12 protein-coding genes are annotated in these 14262 nt (G+C 62.2%); 10 read left to right on the plus strand and 2 right to left on the minus strand.

Translation table 11 applies throughout. The annotated features are described in order from the left end of the window. The first annotated feature begins 1 nt into the window (after window position 1). The 4 genes from LDO15_RS08925 (at window position 2) to LDO15_RS08940 (ending at window position 4166) form a co-directional block, all read left to right on the plus strand. Window positions 2-607, plus strand: a complete 606-nt coding sequence (locus LDO15_RS08925; protein ID WP_223986127.1) for a nuclear transport factor 2 family protein — start codon at window positions 2-4, stop codon at window positions 605-607. Continuing rightward, window positions 604-1524 carry an SDR family NAD(P)-dependent oxidoreductase gene (locus LDO15_RS08930; RefSeq protein WP_223986129.1) on the plus strand — a complete coding sequence of 307 codons (921 nt, stop codon included), beginning with the start codon at window positions 604-606 and terminating at the stop codon, window positions 1522-1524. The genes LDO15_RS08925 and LDO15_RS08930 overlap by 4 nt, the downstream gene beginning before the upstream one ends. Further along, window positions 1521-3143: an FAD-dependent monooxygenase gene (locus LDO15_RS08935; protein WP_223986131.1), complete on the plus strand. Its 1623-nt coding sequence runs from the start codon at window positions 1521-1523 to the stop codon at window positions 3141-3143. Before LDO15_RS08930 ends, LDO15_RS08935 begins: the two co-directional genes overlap by 4 nt. Before the next feature lie 207 nt (window positions 3144-3350). Further along, on the plus strand, window positions 3351-4166 hold the full coding sequence (locus LDO15_RS08940; RefSeq protein ID WP_104187857.1) for an enoyl-CoA hydratase-related protein: 816 nt from the start codon (window positions 3351-3353) through the stop codon (window positions 4164-4166). 175 nt (window positions 4167-4341) lie between these two features. Here the strand turns inward: LDO15_RS08940 and LDO15_RS08945 are convergent, their stop codons facing one another. After that, window positions 4342-5217, minus strand: coding sequence for an isocitrate lyase/PEP mutase family protein (locus LDO15_RS08945; RefSeq protein ID WP_223986134.1), 876 nt, complete (start codon window positions 5215-5217; stop codon window positions 4342-4344). 176 nt (window positions 5218-5393) lie between these two features. Between LDO15_RS08945 and LDO15_RS08950 the strand changes: the two genes are divergently transcribed. The 3 genes from LDO15_RS08950 to LDO15_RS08960 all read left to right on the plus strand — a co-directional run bounded on the left by LDO15_RS08950 (window position 5394) and on the right by LDO15_RS08960 (window position 9349). Beyond that, a complete protein-coding gene (locus LDO15_RS08950) occupies window positions 5394-6221 on the plus strand; it encodes a crotonase/enoyl-CoA hydratase family protein (RefSeq protein ID WP_223986136.1) in 828 nt (275 codons plus the stop codon). Between the two features lie 268 nt (window positions 6222-6489). Continuing rightward, on the plus strand, window positions 6490-7746 hold the full coding sequence (locus tag LDO15_RS08955; protein ID WP_223986138.1) for a M24 family metallopeptidase: 1257 nt from the start codon (window positions 6490-6492) through the stop codon (window positions 7744-7746). 40 nt (window positions 7747-7786) lie between these two features. Next, the gene (locus tag LDO15_RS08960) at window positions 7787-9349 is read left to right on the plus strand and encodes a CocE/NonD family hydrolase (protein WP_223986139.1); all 1563 of its coding nucleotides are present in this window, start codon (window positions 7787-7789) and stop codon (window positions 9347-9349) included. On the opposite strand, the gene LDO15_RS08965 is transcribed toward LDO15_RS08960, so the two are convergent. Beyond that, window positions 9335-10156: an IclR family transcriptional regulator gene (locus LDO15_RS08965; protein ID WP_223986140.1), complete on the minus strand. Its 822-nt coding sequence runs from the start codon at window positions 10154-10156 to the stop codon at window positions 9335-9337. The genes LDO15_RS08960 and LDO15_RS08965 overlap by 15 nt on opposite strands. 197 nt (window positions 10157-10353) lie before the next feature. On the opposite strand from LDO15_RS08965, the gene LDO15_RS08970 reads away from it, so the two are divergent. Genes LDO15_RS08970 through LDO15_RS08980 form a run of 3 tightly spaced genes read left to right on the plus strand, consistent with a single transcriptional unit; the run spans window position 10354 to window position 14144 of the window. Then, on the plus strand, window positions 10354-10872 hold the full coding sequence (locus LDO15_RS08970) for a VOC family protein (protein ID WP_223986141.1): 519 nt from the start codon (window positions 10354-10356) through the stop codon (window positions 10870-10872). Continuing rightward, window positions 10873-12999: an acetate--CoA ligase family protein gene (locus LDO15_RS08975; protein WP_223986142.1), complete on the plus strand. Its 2127-nt coding sequence runs from the start codon at window positions 10873-10875 to the stop codon at window positions 12997-12999. Beyond that, window positions 12996-14144 carry a MaoC family dehydratase N-terminal domain-containing protein gene (locus LDO15_RS08980; RefSeq protein WP_223986145.1) on the plus strand — a complete coding sequence of 383 codons (1149 nt, stop codon included), beginning with the start codon at window positions 12996-12998 and terminating at the stop codon, window positions 14142-14144. Before LDO15_RS08975 ends, LDO15_RS08980 begins: the two co-directional genes overlap by 4 nt. Window positions 14145-14262: the final 118 nt, after the last annotated feature.

Consider the following 14262-nt stretch of genomic DNA (forward strand, 5'->3'; position numbering starts at 1 on the left):
AATGAAGGAGGCTGCGTCGAACAACGGCAACACGGTGGACTGGGCCGCCGAACTGCAGCAACTGCGGGTCCTCGTTGCCAAGCAGGAGTTGAACGAGAACATGATCCGCTATTGCCGAGGCATGGACCGCAAGGACCTTGGCCTGATGAAGTCCACCTACTGGCCTGAAGCGACTGAAGATCATGGCATGTTCGTGGGCCTGTCCCATGACTTCTGCGACTGGGCGTATTCCATGCGGCGGGAGTCCTCCCACAAGGCCAGCCACTTCGTGACCAACATACTCATTGAACTGAACGGCAACCAGGCAAAGCGTGAAACAGCGTTTATCTACCTGGCAGTGCCGGCCGACGGCGGCCCTACCGACCTGCTGTTTGGCCGATACCGGGATTTGTGCGAGCGGCGACAGGGGGAGTGGAAGGTGCTCGCGAGGACTTGCGTTTGGGACGGGGCGCAACGACTCGCCCCGGAAGCGGACGTCGCCGAGCTGTTCGGTATCCCACCCACGTCCAACTTCGGTGACCGCTATCCGCGTGACCCGACCTATGCCACGGATTGGGGAAAAGCATCCCCCGGTCCAGACTACGAATGCAAAGGAGCATCTCAATGACTAGCGATCAAATCATCGCTGGAAAGCACGTCCTCATCACCGGCGCCGGCCGCGGCCTCGGCGAGGCGTATGCACGCGCGGCCGCTGCGGAAGGCGCCCGCGTGGTTGTCTCCGACATTAATGCCGAAAGCGCCGAGGCCGTGGCGGAGTCAATCAACCGGGCCGGCGGCGAAGCATTTGCCCTCGCGGCGGACGTCACTGATTGGGACAGTTGCCAGCGGCTGGTCTCTTCTGCGGTGGAACGCTTCGGGAAGCTTGACGGACTGGTCAACAACGCCGGCTACTTGGAGACGGTAACTGCCGGGCAGGAGACCCAGGAGCACATTCGCCGCCACGTCGACATCAACGTTTGTGGTACTTACTTCATGTCTGTCCACGGACTCGCCGCCATGGAGGGACGGGGATCGATCGTCAACGTGACCTCGGGCGCGGTTGTGGGCCTTCGGATGATGAGCGCCTATGCTGCAGCCAAGGCGGCGATCGCCTCGTTGACCTTCGCCTGGGCCACCGAGTTCGGCGCCGAAGGTGGATACATCCGGGTCAACGCCATGGCACCCCACGCCGACACGCCGATGATGACGGCGGGCACCGAGGCTTACACGAAGTTCTTCGGCGGCAACCCCGTCGCGCCGCCGCCTTCCACAAACGCCCCAGTGGTCGTCTATCTCCTGTCCGACCTCAGCCAGGGAGTAAACGGTCAGGTGGTCCGCTTTGCGAACGGGCATGACCTGATGCTGCTTTCGCACCCCGCCGTCGTCGACTCCGCCCTCACCCGCGAGACATGGACGCCCCTCGATGTCAGCGCGGCGTTCGATGATGTGCTGCGCGCCAGGATGCAGCCGTGCGGCCAACTGACGTACATGGACTCCCGCATCACGGAGCCCGAGCTGACGGAGTTTGCAGGAGTCAGCCAGTGAACGAGCGGAACGAACCCGCTAAGCGCAGCGTCGACGTCCTGATCATCGGAGCCGGTCCGGTCGGGCTTTCGGCGGCGATCCTCTTGGGACGGTTCGGTATCGATACGCTCGTGGTCGAGCGACGAACCGAGCGGTCGCGCCACCCCAGGTCCCGGGCGGTCAGTTGCCGCACCATGGAGGTGTTTCGCGAACTCGGCCTCGCTGACGAAGTGCGGGCAGCCGCGCTTCCCGGCGGACCACGCCGCCTGCTGGGAAGCGATGCCGTATCGCCGTGGCGTTCAGTGGTTACCAGCAACGGGACTGCGAATGGACCCGTGGACACCAGCCTCGGTCCGGAGACCCTGGACGTGGTGCTGTGCTCCCAGGACGTGCTCGAACCCATCCTGGTTGATGCGGCGCAGGCTGAGGACACCGTCACGATCGAGTTCGGCAGGACGGTATCGACGGTAAACGACACAGGGGCAGAGGTCCTCGTGTCCGTCACCAGTGACAGTGGCCCGGAGGACGTCGCCGCAAAGTATGTCATCGCGGCCGACGGCGCCGCGAGCCAGGTGCGCACCGCCTTGGGGATCGGGACGACGGGCGATCAGGACCTGCAGACGGCGGTGAGCGTGCTGTTCCGTTCACCTGTTATCCAGCGGCGGACAGGCGACCCGTCCAGTTTTATCTATCTCGATAATCCGGACACGATCGGGGCTGTCGTGATCGCTCCCGTGGACGCGACCGACCGGGTGGCGATGCTGGGCCGCCCGCTGGTCATGGACAGGATGCCCTTCGAGGACATCGATTGGACGACGCAAATACGCGACGCGATCGGCGATCCCGATGAGTCGGTGGAGTTGATGGACGCCCGGACCTGGACCGTGGGGGCCTGGGTGGCCGACCGCTACCAATCCGGCCGGATCCTGCTCGCCGGAGACGCGGTGCACGTCATGCCTCCTTACGGCGGGTTCAACCAAAACACCGGCATTCAGGACGTCCACAACGTCGCCTGGAAGCTGGCAGCCGTTCTTAAGGGATGGGCGGATCCGGCCCTCCTGGACACCTACGAAGTGGAGCGGCGGCCCGTCGCACAGTTCAATATGGCCGAAGCTGTCCGCAACTTCCGATCCATTGTGGGCAACGCCGATGAAGGCCCGCGCTCCTTCCGGCCGGAAAATTTCGTACACCCCGGCCTGGACATCGGATTCCGCTACGACCGTGGAGCGGTTGCCGGAGCCACATCACCCGATGCCGGCTGGCCCGTGGGAACCTTCACCCCAACTGCTGCCGTGGGTGAACGCGCCCCGCATGTCTGGCTCAACGCTGAGGGCACTGTCTCAACGCTTGACTTGTTCGGACGTGAACTGACCGTCCTCGCGCGCTCCGGTTCGGAACCTGCACTGGAGGCAGCGCGGCGCGCCGAGACTCACGGCATTCCACACCGCGTGGTGACGTTCGGTCCCTTTGGGGACTTCGTCGCTGCCGAGGCCGAGTGGGCGGCCGCCTACCGTGTACACGGGGATGAGGCCATCCTTGTACGGCCAGACGGCCACGTGCTTGCCCGCCTGGACGGCAACGACCCGGCCGCCGTGGACCGCGCCCTGTTCGCTTACGCCGGCCGGACGACAGCTCCATGATTCCGGGAGAACTCAACCTGCCGCCGCCGGGAGGATGAGGACAGGGCCCGAACATTCCGCTTTCCCGGCGCTCTTTTTCGATCTCTACTCTTGAGAACTTGCGCTATTTGTATATAAGGTTCATATTACGATAGTTCGGTCAGTGGCTAGACAAGTAGCGCTGTAGCCGCAACTCATCGCTCAATCACAGAAATAAGGAGATTCACGATGGCGTGGATAACGTTTGATGACTACAAGGACAAGTACCAGCACATCAAACTGGAACGTGACGAAGACGGCATTCTGCTTGTCACGTTCCACACGGACGGCAGCGACGTCGTCTGGGGTGTAGGAGTCCATGACAATGTTTCATCGCTCTGGGATGACATCAGCAGGGACCGGGGGAACCGCGTCGTCATCATCACCGGGGCGGGCGACACCTTCATCGACAAGGAAGCCCCGATTGAAAACAAGAACTGGGTAACCCCCGAGATCTGGCTCGGTCTGCATCACGACGCCAAGCGCCTTGTGCTCGGCCACCTCGACATCGAAGTCCCGATGATTGCCGCAGTTAACGGTCCCGCGAGGTACCACAATGAGCAGGCGCTGCTGTGCGACATCGTCATCGCCTCGGAGGACGCCGTGTTCGCCGATCATGCACACTTCTCCCAGGGGAACATTCCCGGCGACGGGATGCAGATTATCTGGCCGCTCGTCATTGGTTTGAACCGCGGCCGGTACTTCCACCTCACCGGCCAGGAGATCACTGCACAGCAGGCCTACGAATGGGGTGCGGTGAACGAAGTGGTGCCCAAGGATCAGGTAGTCACCAGGGCATATGAACTTGCACGGATGCTGGCTGCGAAGCCTACGCTGACGCTGCGTTCCACGCGGATGCTGATGGTGAACGAACTCAAGAAGACTATGAATGACGCGGTCAGCCACGGAATGATGACCGAAGGTCTTGTTGCCATGGGCGAGGGCTGGAATCCGACTCCGCTCACCGGACCGGAACTGGCCGCGGGCGTCAAGACGCCCGCCTGAGGCAAACGGAAGCGCCGACGACTTGAGATGTCGTCGGCGCTTTCTGCTCGTGTTTAACTGCCACAACTAGGGACATAAGATCTTCGCCACGCGAAATCCGCTGGATGAGAACGACGGGTTCCGTTCCTGGCCGGGCCTAGGGGCCGGCCAGGAACGGTTGCGTCCGGAAAGTCTCTCAGGAATAACCGAAGTGGCGGGCCCGCCGGGCCCACTCTGCCGCATCGATTGCTTCCATGATGGGTATGTAAGCGCCGCCTTCTGCTTCACCCTCGAGCAATTCACCACGCGCAAGGAGAGACAGATTCTCGCGAAAGCCCGCCACGGCCCCATTCACTGTGTTGATGACCAGCAGCATCTTCACACCAGCGTCTTCGAGTTCCTGACGCTCCTCCAAGGTGGGATTCTTCACGGTCACCATGACGTACTTGCCCGGAACCACTGCCGAGAGCTTGGGCAAGTCGAGAAGGGGGTAGCCGCACGGATAGAGCATGTCTGCGCCGGCAGCAGAATAGGCGGCCATGCGTTCAGCGAGATTGTCAAAGCCAAAGCGGCTGGCGTCCGAGCGGGCCACGATCACAGTGTCCGGGGACGTCCGGGCTTCCACGCAAGCACGGATGATGTCGCTCATCTCCTCGACGCTGCGAAGTTTGAGTTGCGGCTTCCAGCGCTCCCCGCCGTCTCTGGGTGTCCAAAAGTGCTTCGTTGCGGGCACCATGTCTTCGACGAGCAGGGCTGCGACGCCGGCTTGCTCGGCAAGCTGGACGCCGCGGAATGCTTGAAGCGGCGATCCTCCTGCATCATCGAAGTCAAGAATGAGTGGCAGATCGGTGACTGCAGTGATGCGCCTGCCGGCCTCGATGAGCTCTCCCTGGGAGATGAAGCCGTTGTCCGGCACCCCGTAATGGAAGTTGGAGTAGGTACCCCCGGCGATGAGCACGACGTCGAAGCCGGCTTGCTCAATCAACTTCGCCGAGAGTGCATCGTAGGCTCCCGGCGCGATGATCATTTTGGAGTCCGCAAGCAGTTCCCGGAGTCTTTGTGCGGGTTTCATGGGCTTTCCCTTCTTTTCGTCGGAGGTTATGGCTACGACGAGAAAGAGTTTCCGCGAAACGTAGCAGTGATACTATCGTATCACGCTAGCTGCGTTCACTATTTGAAAAACGCCGCCGACAAAGGAGAGAGCAACCATGTTGCTCTCTCCTCCTCAGTACGACCTAAAGGATGAACATGCAACAGACCAAGCCCCAAGCCGGAGCAAACAACAACGTCAGTGAGCCAAGTGTTCATGTCAGCAACTCCGGAGGAGTTCGCGTCATAACGATCACCCGTCCGCACAAGCGAAATGCGATTGACCGGCCCACCGCCCTGGCGCTTGCGGCTGCGTTCGACGCGTTTGATGCCGATGATTCTGCAAGTGTCGCCATCCTCACCGGAGCTGGCGGATATTTCTCCGCGGGCGCTGACCTCGTATCGGTTGCAGCAGGGGATATCCCGGTCCTTGAGGGACGCGGGTTCGCCGGCATAACCCGCAGGCCGCCGGTGAAACCTGTCATTGCCGCCGTCGAAGGCTACGCCTACGCCGGGGGATTTGAGCTTGCCCTCGCATGCGATTTGATCGTCGCCAGCTCAACGGCGTCGTTTGCCCTGCCCGAGGTAAAGCGGGGACTCATCGCAGCCGGCGGCGGGCTGCTCCGCTTGCCAGACCGTATGCCCTACCACATCGCGATGGAGCTGGCGCTGCTGGGGGAGCCAATCACTGCGGCACGACTCGCCGAGCTCGGTCTCATCAACAGGCTCACGGACCCGGGCAAAGCGCTCGAGACCGCGCTCGAACTCGCCGGAAAAATCCAGCTCAATGGACCCGTTGCAATGAAGACTGCCAAGCGCATCATTTCGGAGTCGCGGTATGCGGCGGCGGAGGCGCGCTTCGCTGCTCAGGAAGAAATCGTCGCTCCGTTGCGAAGCGGACCGGAAGCGCGTGAGGGTGCCCTGGCTTTCGTGGAACGGCGCGACCCGGCCTGGGTCGTCGCTGCACAGGGCAACGATGGCCACTGAACTACTGAAATTGGAAGTCTGGCGTGGCTTCCTACGTCATTGGCGTTCTATGCCGTGTCGCTCAGGGTACGCCGGCTCGTAGCGTTATTTCAGAACAACGGTCGGCTGAAACGCCGCAGCACTGACATCAACGAACAACCGGTGGGCTTCCCCAACTTTTACGGGACGGCCGTGGCTCTAGGAAGGCCCGACCGCATAGCCGCGGACGACGCCGCCGATAGCCGCGGGACCATCGATCGGTACAAAAAAATGAAAGGCCAAGGCAACGATGCCCGAAAACCACCAGAAATTGCACTTCGGACCGGCGCGTACAGAACTCCACGTCGGCGTTGATCTCGAGCGGATGCGCCGTGAGCGCGCTGACCGTATGCGGGCACTGATGCGTTCGAAGGGTATAGCGGCGCTCCTGCTCACGGGCGCGGACAATGTGCGTTATCTGACGGGCTTTTGGTGGGGAGAATTCTCGCTCCAAGTCGGCTATGCACTGTTCTTCGCAGATGACGAACCAATCGTGTTCGCACCAGCAGGATCCCTCCAGCAAATGCCTGACCAGGCTCCCTGGATCACCCAGTGGCGCCCCGCCATTTCCTGGCTTGGCGGCGTGGCGCCCAGCTCTGCCATCGCCGAACTATCGGCCATTTTCGCAGCCCAGATTCGCGACGAACTTGCATCACGTTCTCTCGCGGGCGAGCGGCTGGCAGTCAGCGAGATCGATGAGCCAGGTATGAATGCGCTGGCCGATGCGGGAATCGAGACGATCCCGGGGCTCCCGCTGTTGCTCGAATGCTCAACGATCAAGACCGCTGATGAAATCTCCTGTATCTCGATGGCGGCCAGCTTGAGTACGGCAGGGTTCGAGGCGACGCGGGCCGCATTGCGGCCCGGGACCAAGCAGGCCCAGATCGCTTTGATGGCCCGTCGCGCCATCGAAGATGCCGGCGCTGAAGTGGGAGCTGCCCGCCTGCTCTCCGGACCACTGTCATTCCCCCGCGGGATCAGCGGGGGAGACCGCATCGTAGAGCATGGCGATCTCGCGTACCTGCTCACCTGCGGAACTTCCTACATGGGGTACACGGCGTGCCTCTACCGTCAGTACGTCGTCGGCCGCGCTCCAACCTCAGCCGAACGCTCATCCTACACAAAGCTGACGGACCGTCTGGATCTTGCGATGTCGCTCATGAAACCAGGCGCCAGCACAGCTGACGTGGCCGCCGTACTTGCACCCGCGGAAGACCTGGGCTTTCCGTCCGAGGCGGAATGCTTCAGCATCGAACTCGGGCACGGGATCGGCCTGGTTAACGCAGGGTCGCGGGCAATCCACTACAACCCTCCGACTATTACCCGGTCGTGGTCGCTTGACCATCCTGAGGAGATCAAAGAAGGCATGGTCATTGCCATTGAAGGTATCGAAGGGGAGCACCGGGTCGGAGGTGTACGCCTTGAGAACCTCGTTGTCGTCACGGCCAGTGGTGCGGAACTGCTTGACCACTACCCGCGCCTGGACATGGTCCAAACCGCCGGGTGACCACCCAGCCGACTGCGAAAGCGACACAGCGAAGGTTGCCATGAACCTGATAGTTGAAAAGCACGTCCCCATCGCAATGCGCGACGGCGTTACGCTCTCGGGAGATGTGTATCGGACAAATGACGGCGAACCCCGCTCCACAGTGCTGATGAGGACGCCCTACTGCAAGGATGACCCAGCGCACGCCAACACGTGGATTAACGTTTTGCGCGCCGTGGAAAGCGGATGGGTGGTGGTGGTTCAGGACGTACGGGGCAGGTTCCGAAGCGAGGGCCACTTCGTGCCTTTTGTGAATGAAGCCGACGATGGTGTGGACACTATCCAATGGGTACGCGAACAGCCATGGTCAGACGGCAAAGTCGGCATGGTGGGCGGCTCATACGTAGGTATCAGCCAATGGTTGGCGGCAGCCAGAAATCCTGAAGGCCTCATTGGCATCGTTCCCGCTGTGACCGCCGACGACGTCCATTCAGGCTGGCTTTATGAGGATAACAACGTCCTGTTGGGATTCCTTGCACACTGGGTATCAATCCTCCTCGCAAGTAGCGGAATGGATGAGAAAACCCGACCGCGGATCGCAGCCCTGGAGCGAAACGTGGCAGACGGCCGAATCCGCACCTTCCACCAGTTGGTTGAGGAAGCCGGCGAATTCGCGCCCTATCTGCAGGACTGGCGGGATCGAAGCCGTTCCCTGGTCGATCCAGAACTGGCTGGTCTCGTTGAAGTGCCGGCTTTTGTCATCGGAGGCTGGTTCGACATTTTCCTTCGGGGAACCGTTGCCAGTTTTGTCCGGCGGGAGGCCGCCGGCACACAAAATCCCCACGACCGCCTGTTGGTTGGGCCCTGGGCGCATGGGCTCATGGGCGGCTGGTTCCCGGCCCGCTCGTTTGGTCCGGGATCCTCGTTCGATAGCCTCGACCCGACGTCGCTCCAACTCGGTTGGTTGGAGGAAGTGCGTGACGGTGGCAATCAATCCGCTCCTCCTGTGAGTGTTTTCTCCATGGGAGCTGATGAATGGCGATGTTTCTCAAGCTGGCCGCCCCAGGACGCCCACCGAATGCAGCTTCAATTGCGCCCCAATGTGGTTGAGAGCCCTAAAACGAGCGCGGATGACCGGCACGGGTTCTCATTGGAACCCCCTGTTCCGACGATCGGCGGGCGAACCTTTTTCCCTGGCTACAAGGTGGGTGCGAACTCAGGTCCACGCATGTTGGAGGCAATGCATGCGCGGAAGGATGTGCACACCTTCGTTTCGGATCCCCTGGCTGACGATATCGAAATCCTGGGCACTGTCGCTTGCCGACTCGAGGTGGCAAGCGCAGGCCCCACGCCGGTAGTTGTTAAGTTGGCGACGCTCGACGGTACCGGCCCCTCTCAGCTGCTGTGCGAGGGGTCTTCGTACAGCAGGCCAGGCGGTGGAAGTGCGGAATCAATCACGGTGGATCTGGGTTCCACTGCAATTCGGATCGCGAAAGGAACACGCTTGTGCGCCTACGTTGCCACTTCAGATTTTCCCCGGTTGGAGGACGGGCCCCGGACGTTCTTGAACGTTTGTGGAGACAAGGGTCCCGTGTTGGAACTTGACGTACTACGGCTGGGTTGAGTCGCTTTCTTCACTGTCTATGCGGCGGGCTTCCATCAGCGCATCGAGGCACAGTTGGAAGTGCTCGGGATTTGTGAAGCGATGAAGAGGAACGGTAATCGACAGCGCGGTGCGCGGGCGTTGCGAACCTTCGAAGAGAGGAACTGCTATGCCGCAAACACCGGCGACGTATTCCTGGTGGTCCAGTGCGTAACCACGAGACCGGGTCAAATCAAGATCAGCCAGAAATTCAGGAAGGGTGGTGATCGTGTGGTCGGTTCGTCGTGTGAGTTCACCGTCTACGGACCGGACCCGTTGCAGTTGCAATTCCGGACCGAAGGCGAGGAGGGCTTTCCCGGAAGCCCGCGCATGAATATCGCCGGAAACACCGACCCGGAGGTCCGCCACTCTGACAGCGTGGCTGCCTTCTTCCACGGCGACGACGGTGACCGTGCCTCCCTGCCATGCGGACAAGAAGGCGCTTTCGCCGGTAGCCTCAACCACCATCTTCAGAAGACGTAGCGCCAGCGGGGAGGGGCGCCAGTCTTCTTCCACCCGCGAACTCAGATCCAGAATTTTCCCGGCAGCGAGTTTGTAGGTGCGCTCGTTACGTTCCAGGTAACCGGCATGTACAAGTGTCGCCAGCAGATGCGATGTCGTCGCGATGTGCAGATTTACTGCGCTCGCGATGGACTGGGCCCTCATCGGCTCCCTCGAGGCCGCGACGACGTCAACGATATTGAGGGCACGGGCAACCGACTGGACCAGGTCCTTCGGTGCTTCTGAGTCAGTAGCCGTTTTATCGGCCGTTTTCGTTGTACTTGCCATGCGGAAATCATACGCACATGGCGAAAGAAGGGCCACATCGCCATGAGGGGTCTTGGTCCGGGAGCAGTACTACCATCCGTTGACAGCAACCAGAAGGGTAGCGTAGTTATTACATTATGAATGCAACTATCACATCAAGAGAGTTTGGCGGTGACGGCGAAGGTGCCGCGGCTGTCGTTGGTAAGGAAACTGCGGAAATGTCGGCAGCAGGTGGGTTCGGAGGTCCTGTTCCGATCGGGAGCGTGGGACAGGTGGGGATCCTCGTCCCGGACCTCGACGAGGCCATCGACCTGTACGGACGCGCCTTCGGCATCGAAGAGTGGAATTGTTACCACTACGACCAGGAGTTCATGCCCTGGTCGCGCTTTGGCGCCGAGGAAGGCACTTTCGCGATGCGCATTGCCATGGGCGGTTCCAATCCCCAGATCGAACTCATCCAGCCATTGGCCGGCCCCAGCATCTACCACGAGTTCACCGAGCAGGGCCGCACCGGCCTCCACCACCTGGGCGTATTCGTGGACAGCCTGGATGCCGCGATCACGCTTATGGAGGGGTCCGGATACCGGGTTACGCAAACGGCGCGCGGTTATGGCCAGGGCGGCGACGGCGGATTCGCCTACTTTGACACCGACTGTGATCTTGGCGTGGTGGTCGAGGCAATAGAGATCCCGGCCACCCGCAGGCCGGCGACCGTGCGACGGACTGGAGGAATGTAAATGTTGGATAGCAAGGCTGTTTTGAGCCCCGTGCGCATCGATAACCCGTTGATGGCAGAGAGCGTGGCTGTGGTTGGTCCCTCCCGGGACCCCTGGAAGACGTCAGGGCGGACACTCGATTACCTTGCCCGCCTCGGATTCGAGGGGCGGTTCTACGCGGTCAGCAGTGTGCACAAGGAAGTGCTCGGTGTACCCACGGCGGAAACGCTCTCTGACCTCCCCGAGGTGCCCGACGTTGCCGTCCTCGTGGGACCCGCGGATAGGGTCATCGAGGATCTGCGCGAGTGCGTCGCGCTCGGCGTCCCCTTCGCGGTCGCGTTCGCCGCCGGCTTCGGTGAAACCGGCCGGCATGACCGCGATGAGCTGCTCCGTGCGGAATTGGCCAAGGGCACTACCCGACTTATCGGCCCTAACTGCATCGGCTTCATGCACGTGGGCCGGTCGCTGACCGCAACCTTCTCATCGGTCCTGCAACGCACCGCGATTCCGGCCGGTCATGTGGCGATGTTCAGCCAGAGCGGCGGACTGGGGAACGCGCTCATACAGTCCCTCGCTGCACGCGGTGCGAGCGGGTTGAGCGCCTGGGCCAGCTCCGGGAACGAGATTTCGACGGGCTTTTCCGACTGGGCGCAGTGGCTGGGCGCTGATCCGGACACGCATGTCCTCACCTGCATCGTCGAGAGCTTCAGCGCAAACGATGACCTTGAGGCCGCCGCAACCGCCGCGGGGGACCGCGGTATCCCGGTCATCGTCCTGAAGCTGGGACGGTCCACCCGCGGCGCGATGAGTGCCCAGTCCCATACCGGGAAACTCGCAGGCAGTGGCCGCGTCGCCTTAAGCGTCCTCCGCCACCGTTTTGGAATGGTGTGCACCTCGCCGGAGCAACTCCTTGATCTGACCGAGACGTTCGACGTCTTCCATGGGCAGCTTTCTGGCCGCGACCAGGCGCTGACCGTCGTCACCACCTCCGGCGCCCAGGTGGGGCTTTGGAACGACTTGGCCGATGACCGCGGCCTGACGTTCCGCGATCTCGAACCGGAAGCGCTCCGCTCGATAGGTGATGCGGTGGGCAGCAATCACCTCGGCAATCCCATCGACGTCGGAGTCCAGTCAACAACCGCCGACTACCTGCACATCGTTGAGCGGGTTCTCACCACGACGTCGGGCGGGTGGATTATCGTGACGGCGACCCGGCTTGCGCACGACTTCGATGAGCTGGCGGCTGGTATCGCCGCTATGACCATCCCGGCGGGAGTACGTGTAATGGTGGTCCCGCTGTCCGAGGACGACCGGGTCACGGCGGCCCAGGCCGGAATCCTGCGCAAGGCAGGAGTCCTGTCCCTGCCTACAGCGGGGCGGGCACTGGATGCCATCGCGGCCGCATCCTCCTGGGCGCAGGTCCAACGCACCCGTGCCAACCGCGGCGATCTGGTGGGGGCAGCGCTTAAGACGGTGACAACGGGCGGGACGTGCAACCTGACCTGGCGCGAGGTGGCCGAATCCCTGGCCCAGTCCGGCGTTCCTGTACCGGCCAGCCGCGCCGTCCGTGATGTCGACGGCGTCGTCCGGGCTGCCGAGGAAATCGGCTTCCCGGTAGCGATCAAAATCGATGATGCCGAGATCCTTCACAAGGCAGACGCCGGAGGCGTCTTCATTGGCGTCAATGACTCCGACAGCGCCCGCGCGGCAGCCTCCCAGCTGACATCCATCCAGGGGGAGGCCGCGACGATCTCCGTCCAGGCGATGGCGCCAGGGAAGACCGAAGTCCTCGTAGGGCTCCGGCGCGATCCCGAGTTCGGTCCAGTCCTCGTCATCGGTGCGGGAGGCGGGATGACTGAGGCGATTGACGATATCAGTATACTTCCGCTGCCAGTGTCCCGGCCGGAGGTCCGCCAAGCTATCTCTGACGCGCGGGTGGTGGCCACAAGCCTTCGCGGCGAGGCCGGCGGGCAGACCCTCGACGCGCTCACCACTACTGTGATGGACATTCTTGCCTGGGCGGAACAGCACGGGAACATCCACGAGTTCGAGTTCAATCCGATCCTTGCGGACCCGGCAACAGCAACCGTCACTGTCGTCGACGCTGTCGTGTCGGTCCACACCACCTCGTTAGGACCAACAACGTGACCACAGCCACTACCGGCGTACCTGCAAAGCAGATCACCGATGAAGATGTCGCCTACATGAAGAGCTTCATCGGTGAATCAGCCGTTGTTGTGCAATGGAACGAGGAGGCCAGCACCGACTCAATCCGCCACTACGCGTGGGGGATCGGTGACGAGAACCCGCTGTGGCTGTCCGATTCGTACGCGCAGACAACGCGTTACGGCACCCGGATCGCACCCCCCACATTCGTCTACTCCGTGTGCGACGCCGAAGTCGCGATGGGGATGTCGGAGGGCATCCAGGCCATCCACCTCGGTGCCGACCTCGACTTCCGCCGGCCGATCCGCCTGGGCGAGCGGGTTCGCGCCCGAGCCTTCGTCGAAGACGTCCGTGAACGCGTGGGCCGCCGGTCGGGTCGCTTGGTGGAGCAGGTGGGGCGCACCGATTACTTCGTCGGCGAGGAGCTTGTCGGGATCGTACGCAACACGATCGTCTGCGTGGCTCGAAGTTCCGAGGGCCAGCGGATGCACGAACCGCGCGACCCCCACGTCTATACGGACGAGGAGAAGGAGCAGATCCGTGCGGCGATCCTGGCTGAGGAGATCCGGGGCCAGCGCACGCGCTTTGCCGAGACGGTGTCCGTTGGGGACGTCGTCCCGCAGGTCGTCAAGGGACCGCTCGATCTCATCACCATGACCGCGTACTACGCGGGAGCGATCGGTACCGCCGGCTACCGCGGCGTCGAGACCCGTGTGCGCCAGCAGGAGCGGGTGAGGAACGGTGACCCAAGCGCGCCGACGAACCTGGGTCCCGAGCACTTCCTCTCCGAGCCCTTCCCGAGCCTGGGGCACCAGGATGCTGCCATGGCGCACGCAATCGGTATGCCGGGCGCGTACGACAACGGCAACCAGCGCGTGTCATGGATGGCACACTGCGTGACCAACTGGATGGGGGACGACGCGGATCTCGTCTCGCTTTCGGTGCGCATTAAGCAGCCGGGTGTCTTCGGTGACACCCAGTGGATCGGAGGCGAGGTCACCCGCGTGTTCCGCGATGAGATCCATGGAGCATGCGCGGAGGTCACGGTGAAGGCCATCAACCAGCTGGGCGTGGAGACCACGAGTGCCGTAGCGGTCGTATCGCTGGCCGAAACCCGGATCAGTTGACCCGCGCATGGGCGGAGGGTGAACAGCTGACGCATTTTCCCGCCTTATTGGCGTCCATTGCCATGCCGGTCCTGCCCCGGCGGCTCTTAGCGTTATTTGTGAACGAGGATCGGCAAAG

Source organism: Arthrobacter sp. NicSoilB8 (assembly GCF_019977355.1).
GTDB lineage: Bacteria > Actinomycetota > Actinomycetes > Actinomycetales > Micrococcaceae > Arthrobacter.

What these genes read in the sequence shown, in the direction of transcription:
- LDO15_RS08925 (WP_223986127.1), top strand. Translation starts at nt 2, where the DNA reads ATGAAGGAGGCTGCGTCGAACAACGGCAACACGGTGGACTGGGCCGCC.
- LDO15_RS08930 (WP_223986129.1), top strand. Translation starts at nt 604, where the DNA reads ATGACTAGCGATCAAATCATCGCTGGAAAGCACGTCCTCATCACCGGC.
- LDO15_RS08940 (WP_104187857.1), top strand. Translation starts at nt 3,351, where the DNA reads ATGGCGTGGATAACGTTTGATGACTACAAGGACAAGTACCAGCACATC.
- LDO15_RS08945 (WP_223986134.1), bottom strand. Translation starts at nt 5,217, where the DNA reads ATGAAACCCGCACAAAGACTCCGGGAACTGCTTGCGGACTCCAAAATG.
- LDO15_RS08950 (WP_223986136.1), top strand. Translation starts at nt 5,394, where the DNA reads ATGCAACAGACCAAGCCCCAAGCCGGAGCAAACAACAACGTCAGTGAG.
- LDO15_RS08955 (WP_223986138.1), top strand. Translation starts at nt 6,490, where the DNA reads ATGCCCGAAAACCACCAGAAATTGCACTTCGGACCGGCGCGTACAGAA.
- LDO15_RS08960 (WP_223986139.1), top strand. Translation starts at nt 7,787, where the DNA reads ATGAACCTGATAGTTGAAAAGCACGTCCCCATCGCAATGCGCGACGGC.
- LDO15_RS08965 (WP_223986140.1), bottom strand. Translation starts at nt 10,156, where the DNA reads ATGGCAAGTACAACGAAAACGGCCGATAAAACGGCTACTGACTCAGAA.
- LDO15_RS08970 (WP_223986141.1), top strand. Translation starts at nt 10,354, where the DNA reads ATGTCGGCAGCAGGTGGGTTCGGAGGTCCTGTTCCGATCGGGAGCGTG.
- LDO15_RS08975 (WP_223986142.1), top strand. Translation starts at nt 10,873, where the DNA reads ATGTTGGATAGCAAGGCTGTTTTGAGCCCCGTGCGCATCGATAACCCG.